Origin of the sequence: Ruegeria sp. THAF33, from assembly GCF_009363615.1 — a bacterium.
Lineage (GTDB): Bacteria > Pseudomonadota > Alphaproteobacteria > Rhodobacterales > Rhodobacteraceae > Ruegeria.
Genome location: NZ_CP045384.1, coordinates 432,501 through 455,483, shown reverse-complemented (window position 1 = coordinate 455,483; position 22,983 = coordinate 432,501). Strand labels below are relative to the sequence as shown.

Genomic DNA, 22,983 nt, shown 5'->3' with positions numbered 1-22,983 from the left:
AACAAAACAGGGACATCGTATGCCTCTAATGACATCCTGGGTGGCGTCGGCCAATGACGCGACACATCCGTTCCCACTGAATAACCTGCCGTATGGTGTCTTCTCGACCGAAGGTGATGATCCCCGCTGCGGTGTGGCCATCGGCGACATGATCCTCGACGTCACGGCCGCCGAAGCCGAGGGGTTGATCACCCTGAGCGATGAGCCGCTGTTCGACATGCCGTTCTGGAACCCTCTGATGGAGGAAGGCCCAGCCGTCTGGACCGCGCTGCGCGCGCGGCTGATCAGCCTGCTGGCCGAAGGGTCAGATGAACAAGCCAAGGTCGAACCGCTGCTTTTCAAACAGGCCGATGCGGAAATGCATCTGCCCTTTGCGGTCAGCGAATACACCGATTTCTACGCAGGCCGAAACCATGCCTTCAACGTGGGCACCATGTTCCGAGGGCCGGAAAACGCCCTGCCGCCGAATTGGCTGCACATTCCCATTGGTTACAACGGCCGCGCATCTTCGGTCGTGGTCTCAGGCACGGATATTCGCCGCCCCTGGGGTCAGTTGAAAGCCCCCGATCAGGACTTGCCCGCCTTCCTGCCCAGTCGCCGTTTTGACATCGAGCTTGAGATGGGCGCGATTGTCGGAACACCCTCGGATGGTCCGATCACCGTGCAGGAAGCGGATGACAATATCTTCGGCTACGTGCTTCTGAATGACTGGTCTGCGCGCGACATCCAGGCATGGGAATATCAGCCGCTGGGCCCGTTTCAGGCAAAGGCCACGGCAACCTCGATCAGCCCGTGGATCGTGACCAAGGCGGCGCTCGAGCCATTCCGCTGTGACACGCCACCCCGCGAGTTCGAGTTGCTGGATCACCTCAAGGATTGCGGGCCGATGCTCTATGACATCGATCTGGCGATCACCATGGCACCTGCCGGGCAACCCGCCACGACGATTGCTCGGACCAACTACAACCAGATGTACTATTCCGCTGCGCAGCAATTGGCGCATCACACCACATCAGGATGCCCCATGAACACGGGCGACCTGCTGGGATCGGGCACGATCTCGGGGCCGACGAAGGACAGCCGCGGTTCCCTTCTGGAACTCAGCTGGGGCGGCAAGGAACCGATCACGCTGGATACAGGCGAAACCCGCAGCTTCATCGAGGACGGCGATACCCTGACCCTCAAAGGTGCTGCCAAGGGCGATGGCTACACGATCGGTTTCGGCGATTGTGTGGGCAAGCTGCTGCCCGCACTCGAGAACCCCTACGAAAGATGACGCACTGATCTTCATCTTTTCCCAAATACTGCCGCCGGAGGCATCCAACCTCTGCCTTCCGCGCAACCGAAAAAGGACAAACCCAAGATGGCCAAGGCATTCGCGTCCCAAGGGGACATGTCGGAAAAAAAGATCAGCTTTACTGAAGTCGGAGAAGGGCTCTATGCTTTTACCGCCGAAGGCGATCCGAATTCGGGTGTGATCATCGGTGACGACAGCGTGATGATCGTCGAGGCGCAGGCGACTCCGCGTCTGGCAAATAAGGTTATCGAATGCGTGCGTTCCGTCACCGACAAACCGATCACGCATGTGGCCCTGACCCACTACCACGCAGTGCGTGTTCTGGGCGCAAGCGCGTTCGGCGCGCAGCAGATCCTGATGTCGGACATGGCCCGCGCCATGGTCGTCGAGCGGGGTCAGGAAGACTGGGACAGCGAATTCCAGCGCTTCCCGCGCCTCTTTGAAGGGCATGAAAGCATCCCCGGCCTGACATGGCCCACCACCACCTTCAGCGATACGATGACGGTGTATCTTGGCAACCGCCGGATCGACCTGATGCATCTGGGCCGCGCGCATACGGCAGGCGATATCGTCATCCATGTGCCGGATCAGAACGTGATGTTCACGGGCGATATCGTCGAATACCACTCGGCCTGCTATTGCGGCGACGGTCATTTCAGCGATTGGGGTGACACGTTGGACGAGATCAAGTGGTTCGATGTCGACGCCATCGCACCGGGGCGCGGTGACGCGCTGGTTGGCAAGGACATGGTGAATGCGGCCATCGAGAACACCCGCGATTTTGTCGAAAGCACATACCGGCCGGCGGCGAAGGTCGCGGCGCGCGGAGGGTCCCTGAAAGAGGCCTGGGACGCAGTCCGCGCTGAATGTGATCCGAAGTTCGCCGACTACGCAATCTACGAGCACTGCCTGCCGTTCAACGTGGCCCGCGCCTATGACGAGGCGCGCGGCATTGACACGCCCCGCATCTGGACCGCCCAGCGCGACCTCGAGATGTGGGAAGCCCTGCAAGGCTGACGAAAAACGGTCGAGTTTGATCCAGATCGTTTTTTGCGGCGGGATTCGATGGAACCATAAACTAAGACCTCCGGCGCCCGTCGCCGGGGGACAGGACATGCAGCACATCGGTGCATCTGTTTCGGGGGGGAGCCCATGAACAAGATCTTTGAAACGCCGCTTTACGGATATGAACGCAGCCCGGATCAGGACAGCCCGACGCCCGTCAGGCACAAGGTCATCGTGATCGGTGCGGGGCCGGTTGGTCTGGCCGCCGCCATCGATCTGGCCCAGCAAGGGGTCGAAGTTGTGGTTCTGGACGAGAATGACAAAGTCAGCTTCGGCAGCCGCGCCATCTGTTTTTCTCAGCGCACGCTGGAAATTGCGGACCGGCTGGGTTGCGGCCAGCGATTGGTCGACAAAGGCGTGCTTTGGGACCGGGGCAAGGTCTTTTTCGACGACCGTCAGGTCTATGATTTCAACCTTCAGCCGGACGAAGGTTATGCCAACCCGGCCTTCATCAACTTGCAGCAATACCATTTTGAAAACTTCTTTGTGGAACGCGTGCGCGAGTTGCAGGCAAAAGGCGCACCGATTGAAATTCGCGGGCGCAACAAGGTTGACGCAATCGGTACGCACGAAGATCACGTTCGGCTGGAGGTCGAAACCCCCGAAGGCCCCTATACACTCGAGGCCGAATGGCTGATCGCCTGCGATGGCGCCGCGTCGCCCACCCGGCGCATGCTGGGCATCGATTTCGAAGGGCGTGTTTTCGAAGACAATTTCCTGATCGCGGACGTGATCATGGATGCCGATTTCCCCTCGGAACGCTGGTTCTGGTTTGACCCGCCGTTCAATCGCGGGCAATCCGCGCTTTTGCACAAACAACCCGACAATGTCTGGCGTATTGACCTGCAACTGGGTTGGGACATCGACAAGGAACGCGAAAAGCGCCCCGAGAATGTGATCCCGCGCCTCAAGGCGATGCTGGGCGATGACGTCGAGTTTCAGCTGGAGTGGGTCTCGATCTATACGTTCCAGTGCCGCCGCATGGAGAGCTTCCGCAAAGGGCGTGTCCTATTCGCAGGCGACAGCGCGCACCAGGTCAGCCCCTTTGGCGCGCGCGGTGCCAATTCCGGCCTGCAAGACACTGACAACCTGTGCTGGAAACTGAAACTGGTACTGGATGGGAATGCCCCAGAAAGCCTGCTGGACAGCTATGACGCGGAACGCGTGCACGGGGCTGATGAGAACATCCAGAAATCCAGCCGGTCCACCGATTTCATCACGCCGAAATCCGAAATGTCGCGGGTTCTGCGGGATGCGGTTCTGGACCTGAGCGAGAAGTACGAATTTGCGCGTCCTTTGGTGAATTCAGGACGCCTGAGTCAACCTTGCACCTATGACGGCTCGACCCTGAATTCTGCCGACGCGCTGGATGGCCCAGCCGAGACGCGCCCCGGCTCGGCCTGCCCGGACGCGCCGCTGGGTGATGCGTTTCTGTTGCCCAAACTGGCAGGCAAATTCACCCTTTTGACGATTGATGCGGATGCCCCAGAGGTGCTGGAAGAAGACGGAGTCGAGGTCACGCGGTTGGCGCTGTCGGTCAAGGATGACCAGACCCTGGCGCTGAAACGTCGCTATCTGGGCGACGCAACCAGCGCAGTTTATCTAATCCGTCCTGATCAGCACGTGGCGGCGCGCCGGGACAGTTATGAAGAAAACAGTTTCCGCCATGCTATCCGCAGAGCCTGTGGCAAGGAGTGAGCGCGATGTCTGACCTGATCCTATCCCCGAATATCGACGATGCTGACGACTTCTATGCCGAGCTGCTGGCCGCGCATGAAGGGCTTGAAAAAGCCGACAGTGACGCGCTGAACGCCCGACTGGTTCTGGTGCTGGCCAATCACATCGGCGACAAGGCGGTGTTGTCTGACGCTATTCGCGCCGCCACCCTGGCCGACAAGTGACGGATTCGAATGTGAGCAAAACCGTCCTTTATGACTATTGGCGGTCCTCGGCCAGCTATCGGGTGCGGATCGCCCTGAATCTGGCCGAGATCGACTATCGCGCGGTTGTCGTCGACCTGATGGGCGGCGAACACAAGGGCGATGCACATATCGCGCGAAATCCACAAGGGTTGGTTCCGGTGCTGGATATTGACGGGCAGCGGCTGACACAGTCTCTGGCCATTCTCGACTATCTGGACAAGACACGTGAATTGAACCTTCTGCCCGACGATGCAGCAGGGCGCGCGCGCGTGCAGGCGCTGGCCTATGCGATTGCGGTGGACATTCACCCTGTTTGCAACCTTTCAGTTGCTCGCCATGCGACCACCCTCAGCAAAGACCCGACCGACATGCCCGGAGAGTGGATGCGGCACTTCATACGGCCGGGGTTGCAGGCCTTCGAGACCATGTTGGGTGAGTTTGAACAAACCCCCTATTGTGTCGGCTCACAGCCCGGCCTCGCCGACATCTGCCTGATCCCGCAGATCTACAATGCGCGCCGGTGGAAGGTCGACCTGTCGGACATGCCCCGTCTGCTGGGTGTCGAAAAGGCCTGTGCCGATCACCCCGCATTTGTCGCGGCGCATCCTGACAGGCACGCACCCCAATAAGCTTGCACAGGTCCTGTGTGCCGGTGTGCCTAGGCGTTCGTCGCAATCGGACTTAGCTTTGCTTCATCAAAGCAAAAGAGGTTCTGATGCCCGAGATCACCGGATACCACGCCCATGTCTATTTCGACGCCGACACGCAGCACACGGCGCAACAGGTCTGCGAAGAGGCCGCCCGTCTGTTCCCCGTCCGGATGGGACGCATGCATAGCCGCAATGTCGGCCCCCACCCGCGCTGGAGCTGCCAATTGAGCTTTGCGGCTGATGCCTTCGATCAGGTCACTCCGTGGTTGATGCTGAACCGGCGGGGCCTTACCGTTTTCACCCACCCGGAAACCGGCGACCATCTGGCCGATCACCGCGATCGCGCGATTTGGATGGGTGAAATGCTGGATCTGGACCTGTCGATCTTTGACACGCTTCAGCCCAGCGCCCGCGCCTGATCCCGCAGAACGAATTTCTGCACCTTTCCGGTTGAAGTCTTCGGCAGGGTGCCAAACACCACGGTCTTGGGCGCTTTGAAATGGGCCATGTTGCCCCGGCAAAAGGCAATCAGCTCTGCCTCGGTCGCGGTTGTGCCGGGCTTCAGCTCGACAAAGGCACAGGGGGTTTCGCCCCATTTCTCGTCTGGCCGGGCCACAACCGCCGCTTCCATGACTGCCGGGTGTTTGTAGAGAATGCCCTCGACCTCGACGGAGGAGATATTCTCGCCGCCTGAAATGATGATGTCCTTGGACCGGTCTTTGAGCGCGATATAGCCATCCGGATGCATGACGCCCAAATCGCCGGATGCGAACCAGCCGCCCTTGAAGGCCCCATCGGTTGCATCAGGGTTCTTGAGATACCCTTTCATCACCACGTTGCCCTGCATAAAGATCTCGCCCATGGTTTCGCCATCCGCGGGCACGGGCTCCATCGTTTCGGGATCGGCCACCATCAGGCCAGACAGTGCCGTATACCGCACGCCCTGCCTTACTTTCAGGGCAGCACGGTCTTCGGGTCCCTTGTCGTTCCATTCATCCTTCCAGGCACAAACGACCGAGGGCCCATAGGTCTCGGTCAGGCCATAAACGTGCGTGACCTCGACCCCCATCGCCTCCATCGCTTCGATCACGGCGGCCGGCGGCGGAGCGCCCGCGGTCATCACCTTGATCTGATGGTCAAAATCTTTCAGTTCATCCGGCGCGTGGGCCAACATGTTCAAAACGATGGGAGCACCGCAGAAATGGGTGACCTTCTCATCGCGGAATGCCGCATAGATCGGCTCGGCACGCACGGCGCGCAGACAGACGGACACGCCCGCATTGGCGGCCATGGCCCAGGGGAAGCACCAGCCGTTGCAGTGAAACATCGGCAAGGTCCACAGATAGATCGAATGCTTGGGCATATCCCAGTCCAGCAAATCCGATTGCGCATTCAGGGTGGCGCCGCGGTGGTGATAAACCACGCCCTTGGGATTGCCCGTTGTGCCGGACGTATAGTTCAGCGTGATCGCGTCCCATTCATCCTCGGGCAGTGACCAGTCAAATTCCGGGTCGCCCTCTGATATCAGGGCGTCATAGGTCAGGCTGCCAAGCCTTTCACCGCCTTCAAAGCTGGGATCCTCGATGTCGATTACCAGAATATCATGATCAACCTGCTCCAGCGCCTCTTTCACGACGCCGGAAAACTCGGGGTCAACCAACAAGACCTTGGCTTCGGCGTGGTTCAGGATGAAAGCGACTATCGGAGCATCCAGACGCGTGTTGATGGCGTTCAAAACGGCACCCGCCATGGGCACACCAAAATGCGCTTCGTACATCTCGGGGATGTTTGCGGCGATAATTGAAACGGTATCACCCTTTCCGATACCCCGCGCATTTAGGGCACCCGCCAGCCGGCGGCACCGGGCATAGGTTTCAGCCCAAGTATACCGCCGCTCACCATAAACGACCGACGGGTAATCGGGATAAACCTGCGCTGTGCGCTCAATGAACGAGAGGGGCGACAAGGGTGTGTAATTCGCCCGGCATTTGTCCAAATGACGCTCATAGATATTGGTCGCTGCCAACTGCTGATCCTCCCTGCACTCGGTTTGCGCGACTTGAGCATAAACTTGGTGCTCTGACAAATCCGTAGTATTACGATACCCTTATTGACTGGCAATACGGGATGGTGCGATCTGGCCCTACTTAGATCCGGCCATTCGCGGTGATCTGAAGCATCTTAAACATATGCCGGGGCACGCCATTTCCGCACCCCGTGCACCGCACCTCACTGAAAGGACTTGTCATGGACGGCACGTTCAACGAAAACGATCTTTCCCGCGTGGTCGAAGCCGACCGCGCCCATATCTGGCATCATCTGATCCAGCACAAACCCTTTGAAACCAATGACCCCCGCATCATTGTCGAAGGCAAGGGCATGCGCGTCTGGGACCAGAAAGGCAAAGAGCATCTGGATGCGGTTTCCGGCGGCGTCTGGACTGTCAACGTCGGCTATGGCCGCGAATCGATCTGCAAGGCCGTTTACGACCAGCTGATGAAGCTGTGCTATTTCGCCAATTCGGCCGGCTCGATCCCCGGCGCGATCTTTGCCGAGCAACTGATCGACAAGATGCCCGGCATGAGCCGCGTGTACTACACCAACTCGGGCTCTGAAGCGAACGAGAAGGCGTTCAAGATGGTGCGCCAGATCGCGCACAAGAAATACGGCGGCAAGAAGACCAAGATCCTGTATCGTGACCGCGATTATCACGGCTCAACTCTGGCGACGATGTCGGCAGGCGGTCAGGACGAGCGCACCGCACAATACGGCCCCTTTGCGCCTGATTTCGTGCGCGTGCCCCACTGCATGGAATATCGCAAGCATGAGCTGGACGGCGCCCCCGAAGAGAACTTTGGCGAATGGGCCGCAGATCAGATCGAACAGGTCATCCTGCGCGAAGGCCCCGACACTGTCGGCGCACTGTGCCTTGAGCCGGTGACCGCAGGTGGCGGCGTGATCGAAGCGCCCGAAGGATACTGGCAGCGCGTGCAGGAGATCTGCAAGAAATACGACGTGCTGCTGCATATCGACGAAGTTGTCTGCGGCGTGGGCCGCACCGGCACATGGTTCGGTTATCAGCAATACGGCATCAAGCCGGATTTCGTGACCATGGCCAAGGGCGTGGCCTCGGGCTATGCCGCGATTGCCTGCATGGTTACCACCGAGGAGGTCTTTGACATGTTCAAGGATGATGCTTCGGACCCGATGAGCTATTTCCGCGACATTTCGACCTTTGGTGGCTGCACTGCCGGTCCGGCTGCTGCGATCGAAAACATGCGCATCATCGAGGATGAAAACCTGCTGGGCAATTGCGCGGCCATGGGTGACCGCATGATGGGCAACCTTCAGGCACTGATGGAAAAGCACAAGGTCATCGGCGACGTGCGCGGCAAGGGCCTGTTCCTGGGTGCCGAGCTGGTTGCAGACCGTGCCAGCAAAGAGCCTGTGGACGAGAAACTGGCACAGGCGGTAGTGGCCGACTGTATGAACCAGGGCGTGATCATCGGTGTCACAAACCGCTCGATCCCAAGCCGCAACAACACGCTGTGCTTCTCGCCTGCCCTGATCGCCACGGCTGATGACATCGACCAGATCACCGACGCGGTCGATGGCGCGCTGGGGCGTGTGTTCGGGTGAGTTCCCTCAATGAATTTACGAAAACCGGCGCTGAATGCGCCGGTTTTTTTGCGTTCGCGTGGCATCTACGCGGGCTTTCCTGCCATTCGTCTAATTTCTCAGACTTCTGAGAATTCGTTTATAGAACGCGCCGTGTGCATCTTCAGCGGTAGGTTCGGTGATCAATTCCCAATCCAAATCCAGTGTTCCAGCCGGAACTAGTTGCCGCGCGATCTCGGCTGGTGTGGTTTCATCGCTGGTTCCGTTCTCCCAATCGTGAAAAGCCGATGAGTATCGAACGACCGCCCCGCTGGTTGGCAAATCGAGCGAACCTCCCTCGGCAAAAAACGTCAACCCGTCACCCATTTCCTCCCCTACGAGCTTGAGCCTAGGTCCCAATCGATGTTTGAGGATGGCGACAAAAACTATCGCAGCCGAAAACGTGAATTTATCGACAAGCACAACAACCTGCCTGCTTGCGTTTTCAGAGATGGCGTCGATCAAGGGCATCGTTTTCAGAAAGTCGCCACCGGTGTTTCCACGAATGTCAATCAAGAGCGTTTTTTCCGAGCAAACGCTCACTTGTTCTGCTGCACCTGAGATGGTTTTCGGCAGCGCACCTTCTCCTGAATCGAGAAAACTGGGCAACAGTATCGAAAGCCCAAGTCCCCGCCAGCCCTTAGTCTCCACAAGTCTCTCGGGTGTCCAAGCCGGATCGGCCCGGCCATGCTCGTTTCTCGGGTAGAGCGTTGATGCAGGAACCGTATGACCGTTTTCCACTTTGAATTCGGATATCTGACCGTTCTCGTCTTGCACGCGATACTCGGTCGTTTCGTCTTTTGAGGAAAAACCGAGACGAGCCAAAGCATAGGGCCACACGAGTATAATCGATCCGATTACCCGTTTCCTTTGGCGCGTTCCTGCCAGAAATGTTTCTGAGGCGGCTTCGATTTGGCTTAACGGTGTGCCGTTGACTGCAACCAGCTTTCCTCTGGGCGCCGTTGTTTCTGGTGCCGTACCAACTAACTGGATGGCAGTTCCGATGCTCACGAATCTCAGCGGGAGCACCGAGATGGCATCATTCGGAATCAGCCGTGTGTGCCCGTTGTCGGGAAGTGCCAGTAGGCGCATTGTTGAAAACAGAAAGGCCTCTTTTAGACCTTCTGAAGCGTATCTTCGGGCATCACTAATGCAACTGTCTATCGCCGTCTGTTCGATCCGCCGAAAGCTGGGATCGCGTGGCAAGGCAGTTTCTAAAACTTGCTCTAAGTCTTGTACCAGCGACATAGTTTAAGGTGCGCACGACTGCTGGACGATGTCCAGAGTGTGCTTAACACCGACATCCAATCTATGGAAAACAAAAAAGCCGCCCCAAATGGGACGGCCTTTCTTTCACTGTCTCTCGAAAGAGGATCAGGCGGTCAGAGCTGCCTGAGCTTTGGCGACGATCGCGCCGAACGCTTCCGGTTCGTGCACGGCCAGGTCGGCCAGAACTTTGCGGTCCACCTCGATACCGGCCAGGTTCAGGCCGTTGATGAAGCGGGAATATGTCAGTGCTTCGTCATGCGAACGCACAGCAGCGTTGATCCGCTGGATCCACAGGGCGCGGAAGTTGCGCTTGCGGTTCTTGCGGTCGCGGGTTGCATACTGGTTGGCCTTGTCGACGGCCTGACGGGCAACCTTGAAGGTGCTCTTGCGGCGGCCATAGTAACCTTTGGCGGCCTTGATGACCTTCTTGTGACGGGCGTGAGTTACGGTTCCACCTTTAACGCGGGACATCTCTTAATCTCCTCTTAGCGGTCGTAGGGCATGTAGCCCTTGACGATCTTGGCGTCGGGGGCGGACAGGGTGGTGTTGCCACGGGCGTCGCGGATGAATTTCTTGGTCCGCTTGATCATGCCGTGCCGTTTGCCGGCCTGGCCAGCAAGGACCTTACCGGTCGCAGTCACCTTGAAGCGCTTTTTGGCGCTCGACTTGGTCTTCATCTTAGGCATTTCCGTCTCCTTTTTCGGGTTCGGTTCCAGACGCGACTCGGCATGCCATCTCGGCCGGTCACGCGATCAGAAGCGCCGTTTACGCAAGTTCGGTCATACTGGCAAGGGGGTTTGGATCAGATTCTGCGCTTTTTGCCGGCTGATCGGGCACTGGGGCGACAAAGGCCGCCCCAGTGATTGGGTTTAGTGTTCGAATTTCCGGATTTCACCAGTTTTCAGGCGCTCGGAATACGAGGCCAGCTCCTGACGCACCACTTTCATCAGGAAGTAGAGCGCAAAGACGTTGACCACCGCCATCGCAAAGATCGCCGCATCCGAGAAGTCGATGACCGGGCCAAGGTTGGCTGCGGCACCGATGACGACGAAGATGCAGAAGATGATCTTGAACACCAGCTCTTTGGTGTGGCCCTCACCGAACAGGTAAGTCCAGGCCTTGAGGCCATAGTAGGACCAGCTGATCATGGTCGAGAAGGCAAACAGGATCACCGCAACCGCCAAGATATAAGGGAAGAAACCGAACGCGCTGCCGAAGGCGGCAGAGGTCAGGCTGACACCCGAGTTGCCGTCAACAGTGGCAATCGCCGTGCCGGCCTCATTCAGCATGTAGTTGCCGGTTTCCGGATCGATGATCAATTGCTGGGTGATGATGATGACCAAAGCGGTCATCGTGCAGATCACCACGGTGTCGATGAACGGTTCCAGCAAGGAAACGAAGCCTTCAGTGATCGGTTCCTTGGTCCGAACAGCCGAGTGCGCAATCGCTGCCGAGCCAACACCCGCTTCGTTCGAAAACGCCGCACGTTTGAAGCCTTGGATCAGCGCCCCGACCATGCCGCCTGCAACACCCAGACCGGTGAAGGCGCCGGCGAAGATCTGACCAAAGGCCCAGCCGATCATATCCGCATTCATCAAGATGATGACCAAAGCGGTCAGAACATAGAGAATGCCCATGAATGGCACCACCTTCTCGGTCACCCGTGCGATAGACTTCAGGCCGCCGACGATGACCATGAAAACAACCGCTGCGAAGACCAGCCCGGTAATCCAGCCCGGATAGTCACCTACGATTCCCGCGATCTGCTGATGCGCCTGATTGGCCTGGAACATGTTGCCCCCACCCAGCGCGCCAAGGATACAGAAGATCGAGAACAAAACCGCCAGGATCTTGCCACCCGGCAAGCCCAGTTCGTTGAACCCTTTGGACATATAGTACATCGGGCCACCCGAAACGGTGCCGTCTTCGTACTCGTTGCGGTACTTCACGCCCAGCGTACATTCGGTGAATTTCGACGCCATCCCCAGAAGACCCGCCAGGATCATCCAGAAGGTTGCGCCCGGTCCGCCGATGCCGACGGCAACAGCAACACCCGCGATATTCCCCAGACCGACCGTACCGGAAAGCGCCGTGGCCAGAGCCTGAAAATGGCTGACCTCGCCCGCATCATTGGGGTCGGAATAGTCACCTTTGACAAGACTGATTGCGTGGCCAAAAAACCGCATCTGCACAAAAGCAAAATACAGCGTGAAGACCGTCGCAGCGATCACCAGCCACATCACGATCCATGGGAAACTGGTCCCGGGGAATGGCGCGAAGATGAAGCTGACGAATGGACCGGTCAGATCAGCGAAAGTCTGGTTGATTTTTTCATCAAGCCCCGGAGCTTCTTGCGCAAAGGCAGGGCTGGCGACAATAGCGGCTGCCATTGAGGCGCCGAGTTGTTTAAGCATTCTCATTTTGTCCCTCCCTTCAGTTCACAACCGTGACCGGAACATCGGCATGCATCACAAGGTTCTGGGTCGAGCTGCCGAAGATACGTTTCTTGATCCCGTCCGCCGAAGACCGGCCGACAACGATCTGCGAGCCGCCCATTTCCATTGTAATGGCGTTCAAGGTCTCGGCCACGTCGCCGTGGCGAACAACACCCTGCGCTTCAAAACCAGCCTCTCTGAGGGCCTCAACGGCAGGTGTCACGATCCGCGACGTTGCCAGATCAACCTCTTCTTCCCGTCGCTTGTGACGCTGCGCGTTTTCTTCCGGTGTCTGAAAGGTGTAAGGGGACCATTCAATCACATAAGCGACCACCAGTTCACACGACCCGATCAACTTTGCCAAATCTTTGGCAAAGGTAATCACGCGCTCACCGGTCTCTGTCCCGTCGAGTCCTATGACAATCTTTGTTGTCATGTCGTTCCTCCATTATTTTTCATTTGGCCGAGGCCCGTGCCCCCGGCAGGGCAGCCGGAACTTGGAACTTTCAATAAGACCGCCCTTTGGTAAGTATCAGGAATTTTCACTAGGAATTGGGGATTTTTTTGGTCTATATTCAGTGGAAATTGTCGTTTTACACTAAAATAACAGGAAGTTTTACTGATTAGTAGAGAATTGGACAATATCGATCAACGCATCCTGCACGAGCTTGAGGCCAATGGCCGGCTCTCAATAGTTGAGCTTGCGGCGCGCGTAAACCTTACAAACACGCCCTGTTCCGAGCGTGTGAAACGACTGGAAAAGAACGGCTATATCAAGGGCTACAGCGCCATCGTCGACAAAGAGAGAATGGGGCTGGCCCTTCTGACCGTCGTACAGGTGTCGTTGACCGCAACGGCCGAGCAATCCCTGGAAAAATTCAACGAGGCCGTACGCGATGTGCCGGAAATCGAAAGCTGCCTGATGGTGGCAGGGTCGTTCGATTATCTTCTGACAGTCCGCACCCGCGATATCGCGCATTTCCGGATGATACTGGGTGAGAAAATCAACAAGCTGCCCGGGATTCACCAAACCAGCTCATTCACGGTCATGGAGGCCGTGAAAGAGCCGGTTGGCCAACGGGTGTCCGGGCCTTGATACCCGTTCCGGTTATTCGGGATCCGTGCTGTAGATCAGTCGCTCGTCACAGGGCGCCACGCGCAGAATGTTGGTGGTACCCGGTACGTTGAACGGCACCCCGGCGGTGACAACGATCTGGTCGGTTTCAGTTGCAAAGCCCCCTGCCCTTGCGGCGCGCGCTGCGTTTACAACCGCGCTTTTGAACCGTTCGAGCTCGGGCGTCATGACGCAGTTGCAACCCCAGCTCAGACAGAGTCTGCGCGCCGTTCCCATCAGCGACGTCATCGCGATAATCGGAACACCGGGACGTTCGCGCGCGGTCAATGCGGCTGTCGTGCCACTTTGCGTAAAGCAGCAGATCGCCTTGATATCGGTTTTCTCGGCTATTTCACGCGCGGCAGCAACGATCCCGTCCGCAACGGTGGTTCCCTTGGCGGTACGCGAGGCCGCGATGATCTGCGTATATGTCGGGTCGGCTTCGACTTCGATGGCAACCTTGTTCATCGTCTGCACCGCTTCGATCGGATAGGCACCGGCTGCCGATTCCGCGCTGAGCATGATGGCATCGGTGCCTTCGTAGATCGCCGTCGCAACGTCCGACACTTCGGCACGGGTCGGCATCGGGCTTTCGATCATGCTTTCCAGCATCTGTGTGGCGACGATGACGGGCTTGGCTGCCCCACGGCATTTACGGACCAGTCGTTTCTGGATCGGAGGCACGGCAGAAACAGGCAGTTCCACGCCCAGGTCGCCGCGTGCAACCATGATCCCGTCCGACGCATCAAGAATGTCGTCAAACGCCTCAACTGCCGCAGGTTTTTCAATCTTGGACAGGATCGCTGCGCGGCCATCCGCAAGCGCGCGAGCCTCGAAAACGTCCTTGGCGCGCTGCACGAAGCTCAGCGCCAACCAGTCCACACCCAGTTGGCAGACAAACTCCAGATCCTCTCGGTCCTTGGCCGACAAAGCCGCCAACGGCAGCACCACATCAGGAACGTTGACACCCTTGCGGTTCGAGATCGTGCCACCCACCTCGACCGTGCAATTTGCAAAATCCTGCCCGCAGTCCTGAACGATCAGTCGGATCTTGCCGTCATTCACCAGCAGGCGCGCGCCCGGCTCAAGCGCCGCGAAAATCTCGGGATGCGGCAGGCAGACCCGGTTGATGTCGCCCGCAGCAGGGTCGAGGTCGAGCCGGAAGGACGCACCTTCTTCCAGCTCCTCTGCCTCATTGGCAAAGACACCAACGCGAAGCTTGGGCCCCTGAAGGTCGGCCAGAATGGCAATCGGGCTGTCCAGATCTTTTTCCACCTGCCGAATAATCTTGTGCCGTTCGCGGATCTCATCATGGCTGCCATGGCTCATGTTCAGACGAAAGACATCCGCGCCAGCCTCGTGCAGGGCACGAATCGTGTCATAGTCATTTGACGCTGGCCCCAGCGTCGCCACGATTTTCACATTTCTTAGGCGTCGCATTGGCATAGACCTCCTTACGTCATCTCAAGTTTGCAGATCGGCTTCCGCGAAATGTTACCGCAAACATCGTTTCGATGCTTATTGCGCAATTCCCTTTTCAAAGCAACTGCCCTACACCAGCGGCAAACAAGATGACAGGCTCATGACATACACTCCATTTTTCGTCCACGGTGCGGATCACCCGTCTCGCTGGCTGATTACATGCGACCATGCAACCAATACTGTTCCCCCTGACGTAAATGGCGGCGATCTCGGTCTGCCGCGCGAAGATATGGAACGCCATATCGCCTATGATGTCGGCGCGTATGAGGTGTCGAAACACTTGGGCGAGATCCTGAACGCGCCTGTGATTGCCGCCAACTTCTCGCGGCTGGTCATCGATCCGAACCGGGGTGAGGACGATCCCACGCTGTTGATGAAGCTCTATGATGGGTCAATCATACCCGGAAATCGCCATGCAGATGATGACGAGCGCGAACGTCGCCTGAATATGTGCTACCGCCCCTACCACGAGGCACTGGCACAAATGGCGGCCCTGCCCCATGCTGTGATCGTTTCGATGCATTCCTTCACCCGCCAGCTGCGCGGTCGTGAGGCGCGCCCGTGGCACATTGGCGTGCTGCACACCTCGGACGAGCGGTTCTCTGGCCCGCTGATCGAAAGGCTTCAGGCCGAGGATGATCTGTGCGTTGGCGTCAACCAGCCGTATACCGGAGTTCTGCCGGGGGATGCGATTGACAAACATTGTACCGCGTTCGGACGCCCCAACGCACTGATCGAGCTGCGCAACGACTTGATCGCAGACCATACAGGTCAAAGGGAATGGGCCGAGCGATTGGCGGTGATCCTGCAAGATGCATTGGAAGCCAGCGACCTTTGACCGCAAGTCCTGCGCGTGCTTTTCCGCGCATCACGCTGTTGTGAGCACGGCCTTCATTTCCCATATCAACTGGGAAAGGGAGTCATCATGACACAAGAGTTTTTGACGACGTTTTTTGGTTGGATGGCCGTGCTCAATATCGCGGTGCTTCTGTTTACCACCCTGATGGTTCTGCTTTTGCAGGATTGGATTGCCGACATTCACGGCAGGATGTTTCGGATGGAACGCCCGGATGTGAAACGCGCCTATTTCAGGTATCTTGCGAACTACAAAATCCTGACGCTGGTTTTCTGCATCGTGCCGTGGCTGGCATTGAAACTGATGTGAAAAGGCGCTTCGGCACGTCCGTTTCTTGTAACGGGTCCACTGGATTGTTAGGTCAGAAGCAACTCAATCGCCATCCGGAGCCAGATCATGGACAAGCAAACCGAAATTGAACTTCAGGCTGCCGCATTTCGCCGGTTGCAAAAGCACCTGATGGAAGACCGCACGGACGTTCAGAACATCGACATGATGAACCTCGCCGGGTTTTGTCGCAACTGCCTGTCGCGCTGGTATCAGGAAGCGGCAAACGAAAAGGGAATCGAACTGGGCAAGGATGAAGCCCGCGAGATTTTCTACGGCATGACGATGGATGAATGGAAATCGAAATATCAAACCGAGGCCAGCCCCGAGAAACAGGCCGCCTTCAAGGTTGCGTTCGAAGAAAACGTCGGCACGAAAGACTGACAACGCAGAGCTCAAAAAGGCCCGCCGATCCGGCGGGCCTGTTGATTTGGGTTACCGTTTCAAGCTGTTGTGCCACGCCCGCCATACGCTTATTCGAGGCCCCTGGCCCAGACCGACAGATCAGAAGTCATGCGAAAAGCCCGTTTGCCTTGCCAAAATCAAGGTAGCACCTTTTGCTACGCAGGTTGTCGAGCACGTCTTCACCGGCGGAATTAGTATCTGAATGATACTCGGTAATTCCGGTGCCCTCTAACATACGATTCATCAAGTTGAACAAACCGCAAACTTGTATAGCGTCAAACAGCGCATTCTCGGACCAGCCGGCATCGTAGACTGCTTTTGCATCGGCTTCAGTCATGCGGGAGGGGCTGGTTGTTAATTTCCCGGAATAAGCCAAAATGGGTTTTAGACTGTCGTCGATATCCGCGCTTTCAAGATCATCCATCAAATCCTCGATGGTGCTGACATCAATGCCGAAAGCCTTGGCATGCACGGTGTGCGCGCCATGACAAAAAGCGCAGGCGTTCAATCCGGAGACATAGGCTGCAATGATCTCTCGTTCTGCGATGCTGAGTTCACTGTCGCCCCGCATGACACGATTTTGGTACTCTGCCAGAGGTCCAAGTTTCTCCGGGAAAGCGCGATAGACGTGGCCCAGATTCGCGTCTTCGGGCAGGGACGGAAACAGGTTTTTCATTTCAACCTCTCGAAAATCAGTATCTTGCATCCTAGCTGGGCTCCGGGCTTTCGCAAACAAGCAACCTTTTGCATGTCGCAAGGCGGCATGGAGTAGTTGGTGTTATCCCCGAGTATTGCAGTCAATTGCCGCGTTGCACGGTGTCAGAGTGCGCAAACTGTTGGCTAGCTTTAGGCATGCTCGGATTGCCTGGACCTGTTTTGGAAGCTGTGGAAGCCTGTGACTGATGATCCAGCCATTGCCGCAAACACGGGGGTTCCGGGTGCCCACAAGACGTTGGACATCTAGCGTGGTTTGGCCTTCAATCCACGCTCCTTGCCCAAAACAGACATCTTTAGCAGTCACATTACGATCCTTCACGAACTCTGGGTTCGGTCAGGTACCGAGCCGCTCGCCCACTATTGGAGCTGCAAAATATCCGGAACACAGAGTTTTCTTTTAGCCGGCATTTTATCCGCACCATCAGATCGTTTCAGCCTTTTCGGCCCATCCTTGACCTTGACGTTCGGCTTGGACAATGGACCCCTCAAAGTCACTGGCCAGGGGCTTTTCGAAAGGGGTTCGCCAATCTTTCGGGGTTGCAGATTCAAATCCAGAGATTTTCCCGCCACATTAACATCGCCAAAGACAACAACCTGGACATGATCTGTTTCCAGGGTGGTTTGTTTTGTCGAAAAATTTCCATTTGAAATATTGATCGGCGCGCGCAAGCATACGATTGGCGCAACCTTTTGTTTTTCTTTTGTAAATACCCAAGGCAAGACCCCAAGGCCCGCCAGATCCAGAAGCTGCGTTTCGATCGAGCCGTCCCGCATTGAAACTGTGGCGCTGCCATTCATGGTGTTGGCAAAGTGTTTTGGTGAATCAGTTCCGCCGGTCACCGAAAAATCAGCATAGATCGTACCGCTGGCGCCCTTTTTGAAGTTCAGATTGTGGAGGATGTCATCCAGCTGCCAGCCGCCCGCCTTGCCGGTCAACGTAAGCAGATGCGCGTCATTCGACAGATCCATTTGCCCGCTGACGTCGAAATGGGCGCCTCCGTATTCAAACTTCAACGGCCCGGCCTTAAGCTCTTCTTCGTTGAGGGTCAGATCACTCTGCAAACTGCTTATGCCTCTGGCGCCTTCGATATGCCGAAGTTCAATATCAACATCCATATCCATACCGGACAAGAGAATTGAACGGCCGATAGGTTCAAGCGTCACATCTCTCAGCGGACCGGTGGCACTGTCTTCTTGATCGGCATCTTCCTCGTCCTCCTCTGAACCGCCTAACTTCCTCAACTGTGCGACGGCCTGAATGATGGTGCGAATCTGATCCACCTTGATCAGCTCACTTTCAATAGTACCCCGCAATACAGGGTCACTTGTTGCATCATCAAGGTCGGCCACGATTTGCAGGGCAGAGTCGGCTACCTCGACAGCAGCATTTGCGTTCCAATCAGTGCCCTGGCTGACAAGCCCGATTTCAAACCGCGCACGACCGGTTTCGACACGTTCAAGTGACAGCGCCTCCAACAGATCCGCCCCGGATGGGACATCGACATCAATTGCAAGATCCAGATCCTCGAATTTGAGCACGTTCTTGACCTTGCCATGCACCTCGAGATTCCAGACTTCCGTTTCGCTTGTCTGGCCATCCAGATTCGTTAGAGACAGCTGATTGATGCCGCCGTTCAAATGAAAGTTGCCGGAAAACCTGCCAAGCTGGTCGTCCGGCCCCAACAACTCTGGAGAGATCAGACTGCTTGCCGGAATATCCATCAGACCTTCAGCTGATATGCCTTGCAACCTCAGCGCATCATCGACCGATCCGTTCAAAATGACAAACGGATCAGCGGGGTTCCCAATTCTCAGGTTGATGCTTCCAACACGCAAGGCGCCTTCGGGTGTTCTGGATAGCTCGGAAAACTTGATTGGAGGCGGGCCTTCGCCCGAGGTGTCCAATGTGAACCCGTTGGTTTTGATAACCATTTGTCGCTGAGGAACCTGCCCAGGAACACTGTCCATTACCATATCAACCGCAACAAGTTTAAGATCATATCGTGATGCGGCGGGGGCTGGTTCAGCATTTTCCGGGTACAACCGAATACGTGTTGTCAGCGATACATCTTCGGGGTTTCCCAATTCCCCGATTTGCCCGTTCAGCGAGAGGCTTTGACCACCATCCAAATCCGCCAGCACGGCCAGATCATCGATCCGGGAAGTGCCGTTAGCCGTTTGGAACGTTGCGCCAATACGCCCAGAGCCTTCCAATACTCGATCAAGTTTCAGGATATCGAGAAGCTGACCAAGTTCCACAATCTCTATCGTCGTCCTCACCTCAAGCCCGGCTTCCGTAGGGACTTCTTCGGCAAGAATAGAGACTTGTTCAAAAACCGCTGTTATCCGAAACGGGTCTTCCGCTGGAAACGCTCCGCTGAGCTCAAACCTCTCGCCGTTCAGCGAACCTTCCCCAGCCGCAGAGGCCGTGTTGGTTTGATCGTCACGCTTCAAAAGCAGTTCAGGAAGCTGCAGATTCAGTTCAAGCCCATTCAATTCATTCTGATAAAAAATGGTGATGTCGGTAAGGTCAACTGTGCGGTCCGACAGAATTCCGGCGACCGGTAGCGTCGGAGGTTTTGCGGTTTGCGAAGCTGCTGCATTCGGTTGAGAAACAGAGTGCCAATTTCCAACGCCATCCTTGTCAGTGATCAGGTTCAGGTGAAGACCCGAGACAGAGAGGCCACTTACAGAAAGCTTATTGTTCCAGAGGTCACGCGCGGAAACCTCGAATTCAAGTTTGTCGATTGCCGCCAGCTTCGCATCTGCTTCCGGCGCCCCCGGTAGTACCAACCCCGCCGCTGATATCTGCAACTGCCGACCCAGACCGAGACGCACTTCATCTTCTATTCTGACGTCCTGACCAAGTTTCTTACTGATCAGCTTCTCGACAAAAGTGGCCCTGACAGAAGAAAACAACGCGGAGGACAGGAATAGCCAGGCCGCAAAGACAGAAACAAGCGCAACAGCGCAACAAATGAAAACACCTTTGGCAACGTATCTCACGCTTCTCTCCCAAGGTTCCAAGTCATCTTGAGCATCCTCAACAGACTGGTCCAAGTTGATTGTTAGTGCATCATCGGCCTGTAATCCATTGGGATGATGGATTTAGGTGCACTAAAGCGATAACCACGTTGGCTGAGTGAGCATTTTTTGTTGCGATGTCTTCTCGATAGTTCAATCGGTGTTCATGCGGCGAGCGGGTCGTAAATGACTTCGCCGCTTGAGCGGGTCACATTTAAAAGAAGCGAAGAGTTGTCACCCTCAGCAATATCGTCGGAAGCGCCGATCTATCCGCAGTGTCGACATGCTTGTTGTCGGCTCCAAACCAAAAAGCCAATGGAAATCGGTACGCGAGCGTCTTCAACGTTAATATCACCCAGTATGGTGCTAAATCATGGATTAAGAGCATTTATCCAAATCTAAACGATAAGATTTCGCCCTTTGGCATCGTTTTATGCGTCTTTTGTGTCTGTGAGTTTCGTTTTGCGAGGCTGTCGCGGAGAAGCCATTGATCCAGTGGATCAGTTGGATTGATTCTGGTTTGAGGGTTTGTTTTTGGAAGTGTGGCGCTGGTTGCGGGAGCAGGATTTGAACCTGCGACCTTCAGGTTATGAGCCTGACGAGCTACCGGGCTGCTCCATCCCGCGACAGTTTTTGTGACCTAGCGCTTACGCTACTTGAGGTCTTTGGTTGGCCTATCGCTTGCGCTATTTAAGGCCGGGTATTGTTTTTTGATCGTTTAGAGAGATGTGGGCTTTTACTAGGTTTGGCGGTGACCTACTCTCCCGGGGCTTAAGCCCAAGTACCATTGGCGCGGCAGTGCTTAACTTCCGGGTTCGGGATGGGACCGGGTGTTTCACTTGCGCTATGACCACCAAACCGAGGAAAAGCCCACGTCGCTCTTTTTGCTTTGCAAAAAGGCGACGCGCGGGAGGCAGCGTATTCGCTTGCGAATGCGCGTTCCCGCACGGTTGTAATTATCAACCAACAGTGTCGCTTGGTGCGACACGATCATCCATTGTCAAGGTCGGTGTATGCTTTGGTCTTGTCTTTCCATTACTGGATCAAATCAAGCCTATCGGGCGATTAGTACCGGTCAACTGAACGCATTACTGCGCTTACATCTCCGGCCTATTGACGTGGTGGTCTTCCACGGCCCTCAGGGAGACCTTGTTTTGAGGGGGGCTTCCCGCTTAGATGCCTTCAGCGGTTATCCTGTCCGATCATAGCTACCCAGCACTGCCGTTGGCACGACAACTGGTCCACCAGTGGATCGTTCACCCCGGTCCTCTCGTACTAGGGGCAACTCCTCTCAAGTCTCCTACACCCACGGCAGATAGGGACCGAACTGTCTCACGACGTTCTAAACCCAGCTCACGTACCTCTTTAAACGGCGAACAGCCGTACCCTTGGGACCTGCTCCAGCCCCAGGATGAGATGAGCCGACATCGAGGTGCCAAACACTGCCGTCGATATGGACTCTTGGGCAGTATCAGCCTGTTATCCCCGGCGTACCTTTTATCCGTTGAGCGATGGCCCTTCCACTCGGGACCACCGGATCACTATGGCCGTCTTTCGACTCTGCTCGACTTGTCAGTCTCGCAGTCAGGCTGGCTTCTGCCATTGCACTCAACGAGCGATTTCCGACCGCTCTGAGCCAACCTTCGCGCGCCTCCGTTACGCTTTAGGAGGCGACCGCCCCAGTCAAACTACCCGCCACGCAGGGTCCCGGATCCGGATAACGGACCGCGGTTAGACATCAAGAGTGCGAAGGGTGGTATCTCAAGGGAGGCTCCACCGCGACTGGCGTCACGGTTTCAAAGCCTACCACCTATCCTGCACATCACAATCCTGATGCCAGTGCGAAGCTGTAGTAAAGGTGCACGGGGTCTTTCCGTCTAACCGCGGGAAGCCTGCATCTTGACAGGCAATTCAATTTCGCTGAGTCGATGTTGGAGACAGCGGGGAAGTCGTTACGCCATTCGTGCAGGTCGGAACTTACCCGACAAGGAATTTCGCTACCTTAGGACCGTTATAGTTACGGCCGCCGTTTACCTGGGCTTCAATTCAAGGCTCTCACCTCTCCTTTTAACCTTCAGGCACCGGGCAGGCGTCAGACCCTATACGTCGTCTTGCGACTTCGCAGAGCCCTGTGTTTTTAATAAACAGTCGCCACCCCCTGGTTTGTGCCCCCAGCCCCTAGTTGCCTAGGAACCGGGCCTCCTTCTCGCGAACTTACGGAGGTATTTTGCCGAGTTCCTTCAACATCGTTCTCTCAAGCGCCTTGGTATGCTCTACCAGTCCACCTGTGTCGGTTTAGGGTACGGTCTGATGGAGGGCTATTTCCAGGAACTGCTCAGCAGCCCAACCAATCCGATAAGGTTGAACTACACCTGCAATCCGTCACATCCTCCTGGCCTAGGAATATTAACCTAGTTCCCATCGCCTACGCCTTTCGGCCTCGGCTTAGGGGCCGGCTTACCCTGCTCAGATTAGCTTTAAGCAGGAACCCTTGGACTTTCGGCGAGAGTGTCTCTCACACTCTTTGTCGCTACTCATGTCATCATTCTCACTAGTGATCTCTCCACCGGATCCCTCACAGGCCGGCTTCATCGAAAGAACTCTATCCTGCGCTACCGCCTATTCGGCTACTTGAGCGCGATTACTCGCGCCACATAACCGGCGGCAATACAGGATGAGTTCTATGTCACACTACGCTCTGCTACCATGCCTTACGGCATCCTAAGCTTCGGCTCATGGCTTGAGCCCCGTTACATCTTCGCC

The 22,983-nt window shown here is 56.4% G+C and carries 20 protein-coding genes, 1 tRNA gene and 2 rRNA genes (1 of these 23 cut by a window edge); 11 read left to right on the top strand and 12 right to left on the bottom strand.

What is annotated here, in order from left to right; translation table 11 throughout:
* Window positions 1–19: 19 nt before the first annotated feature.
* The 6 genes from fahA (at window position 20) to FIU92_RS02230 (ending at window position 5,353) form a co-directional block, all read left to right on the top strand.
* Window positions 20–1,276 carry a fumarylacetoacetase gene (gene fahA / locus FIU92_RS02255; protein WP_152457009.1) on the top strand — a complete coding sequence of 419 codons (1,257 nt, stop codon included), beginning with the start codon at window positions 20–22 and terminating at the stop codon, window positions 1,274–1,276.
* Between the two features lie 87 nt (window positions 1,277–1,363).
* Window positions 1,364–2,314, top strand: coding sequence for an MBL fold metallo-hydrolase (locus FIU92_RS02250; protein ID WP_039541551.1), 951 nt, complete (start codon window positions 1,364–1,366; stop codon window positions 2,312–2,314).
* 135 nt (window positions 2,315–2,449) lie between these two features.
* Window positions 2,450–4,060 (top strand): FAD-dependent oxidoreductase, encoded by a 1,611-nt coding sequence (locus FIU92_RS02245; RefSeq protein WP_152457008.1) that lies wholly within the window; start codon window positions 2,450–2,452, stop codon window positions 4,058–4,060.
* Window positions 4,061–4,065: 5 nt separating this feature from the next.
* On the top strand, window positions 4,066–4,263 hold the full coding sequence (locus tag FIU92_RS02240) for a DUF2783 domain-containing protein (RefSeq protein WP_171120365.1): 198 nt from the start codon (window positions 4,066–4,068) through the stop codon (window positions 4,261–4,263).
* A gap of 11 nt (window positions 4,264–4,274) precedes the next feature.
* A complete protein-coding gene (maiA, locus tag FIU92_RS02235; RefSeq protein ID WP_152457006.1) occupies window positions 4,275–4,913 on the top strand; it encodes a maleylacetoacetate isomerase in 639 nt (212 codons plus the stop codon).
* 86 nt (window positions 4,914–4,999) lie between these two features.
* Window positions 5,000–5,353, top strand: a complete 354-nt coding sequence (locus FIU92_RS02230; protein WP_152457005.1) for a DOPA 4,5-dioxygenase family protein — start codon at window positions 5,000–5,002, stop codon at window positions 5,351–5,353.
* Here FIU92_RS02230 and FIU92_RS02225 read toward each other — a convergent pair.
* A complete protein-coding gene (locus tag FIU92_RS02225) occupies window positions 5,332–6,960 on the bottom strand; it encodes an acyl-CoA synthetase (RefSeq protein WP_152457004.1) in 1,629 nt (542 codons plus the stop codon). The two genes, FIU92_RS02230 and FIU92_RS02225, sit on opposite strands and share 22 nt — an antisense overlap.
* Window positions 6,961–7,181: 221 nt before the next feature.
* Between FIU92_RS02225 and FIU92_RS02220 the strand changes: the two genes are divergently transcribed.
* Entirely contained in the window at window positions 7,182–8,573 is a 1,392-nt protein-coding gene (locus FIU92_RS02220; RefSeq protein WP_152457003.1) for an aspartate aminotransferase family protein, read from the top strand.
* 90 nt (window positions 8,574–8,663) lie between these two features.
* On the opposite strand, the gene FIU92_RS02215 is transcribed toward FIU92_RS02220, so the two are convergent.
* The 5 genes from FIU92_RS02215 to FIU92_RS02195 form a co-directional block, all read right to left on the bottom strand.
* A complete protein-coding gene (locus FIU92_RS02215) occupies window positions 8,664–9,839 on the bottom strand; it encodes a peptidase S41 (RefSeq protein ID WP_152457002.1) in 1,176 nt (391 codons plus the stop codon).
* A gap of 126 nt (window positions 9,840–9,965) precedes the next feature.
* A complete protein-coding gene (gene rplT, locus FIU92_RS02210) occupies window positions 9,966–10,331 on the bottom strand; it encodes a 50S ribosomal protein L20 (protein WP_152457001.1) in 366 nt (121 codons plus the stop codon).
* Between the two features lie 14 nt (window positions 10,332–10,345).
* Window positions 10,346–10,546, bottom strand: coding sequence for a 50S ribosomal protein L35 (gene rpmI, locus FIU92_RS02205; protein WP_010443552.1), 201 nt, complete (start codon window positions 10,544–10,546; stop codon window positions 10,346–10,348).
* A 183-nt stretch (window positions 10,547–10,729) separates the two neighbouring features.
* On the bottom strand, window positions 10,730–12,280 hold the full coding sequence (locus FIU92_RS02200) for a sodium:alanine symporter family protein (protein WP_152457000.1): 1,551 nt from the start codon (window positions 12,278–12,280) through the stop codon (window positions 10,730–10,732).
* Window positions 12,281–12,293: 13 nt separating this feature from the next.
* Window positions 12,294–12,731 (bottom strand): universal stress protein, encoded by a 438-nt coding sequence (locus FIU92_RS02195; RefSeq protein WP_152456999.1) that lies wholly within the window; start codon window positions 12,729–12,731, stop codon window positions 12,294–12,296.
* Between the two features lie 198 nt (window positions 12,732–12,929).
* Between FIU92_RS02195 and FIU92_RS02190 the strand changes: the two genes are divergently transcribed.
* Complete coding sequence (locus FIU92_RS02190; RefSeq protein WP_174830357.1) at window positions 12,930–13,391, top strand: Lrp/AsnC family transcriptional regulator; 462 nt, start codon at window positions 12,930–12,932, stop codon at window positions 13,389–13,391.
* Between the two features lie 12 nt (window positions 13,392–13,403).
* Here the strand turns inward: FIU92_RS02190 and pyk are convergent, their stop codons facing one another.
* Window positions 13,404–14,849, bottom strand: a complete 1,446-nt coding sequence (gene pyk / locus FIU92_RS02185) for a pyruvate kinase (protein ID WP_152456997.1) — start codon at window positions 14,847–14,849, stop codon at window positions 13,404–13,406.
* A gap of 142 nt (window positions 14,850–14,991) precedes the next feature.
* Between pyk and FIU92_RS02180 the strand changes: the two genes are divergently transcribed.
* The 3 genes from FIU92_RS02180 (at window position 14,992) to FIU92_RS02170 (ending at window position 16,458) form a co-directional block, all read left to right on the top strand.
* A complete protein-coding gene (locus FIU92_RS02180; protein WP_152456996.1) occupies window positions 14,992–15,729 on the top strand; it encodes an N-formylglutamate amidohydrolase in 738 nt (245 codons plus the stop codon).
* 87 nt (window positions 15,730–15,816) lie between these two features.
* Entirely contained in the window at window positions 15,817–16,056 is a 240-nt protein-coding gene (locus tag FIU92_RS02175; protein ID WP_152456995.1) for a DUF6868 family protein, read from the top strand.
* A gap of 87 nt (window positions 16,057–16,143) precedes the next feature.
* A complete protein-coding gene (locus FIU92_RS02170) occupies window positions 16,144–16,458 on the top strand; it encodes a DUF1244 domain-containing protein (protein WP_152456994.1) in 315 nt (104 codons plus the stop codon).
* Between the two features lie 127 nt (window positions 16,459–16,585).
* Here the strand turns inward: FIU92_RS02170 and FIU92_RS02165 are convergent, their stop codons facing one another.
* The 5 genes from FIU92_RS02165 to FIU92_RS02145 form a co-directional block, all read right to left on the bottom strand.
* Window positions 16,586–17,185 carry a carboxymuconolactone decarboxylase family protein gene (locus FIU92_RS02165; protein WP_254705344.1) on the bottom strand — a complete coding sequence of 200 codons (600 nt, stop codon included), beginning with the start codon at window positions 17,183–17,185 and terminating at the stop codon, window positions 16,586–16,588.
* A 368-nt stretch (window positions 17,186–17,553) separates the two neighbouring features.
* Window positions 17,554–20,202 carry an AsmA family protein gene (locus FIU92_RS02160; RefSeq protein WP_152456993.1) on the bottom strand — a complete coding sequence of 883 codons (2,649 nt, stop codon included), beginning with the start codon at window positions 20,200–20,202 and terminating at the stop codon, window positions 17,554–17,556.
* A 567-nt stretch (window positions 20,203–20,769) separates the two neighbouring features.
* Window positions 20,770–20,846 (bottom strand) — tRNA-Met (locus FIU92_RS02155).
* A 117-nt stretch (window positions 20,847–20,963) separates the two neighbouring features.
* Window positions 20,964–21,078, bottom strand: a 5S ribosomal RNA gene (gene rrf, locus FIU92_RS02150).
* Window positions 21,079–21,264: 186 nt separating this feature from the next.
* Window positions 21,265–22,983 (bottom strand): 23S ribosomal RNA (locus FIU92_RS02145); it runs 1,147 nt beyond the window's last position.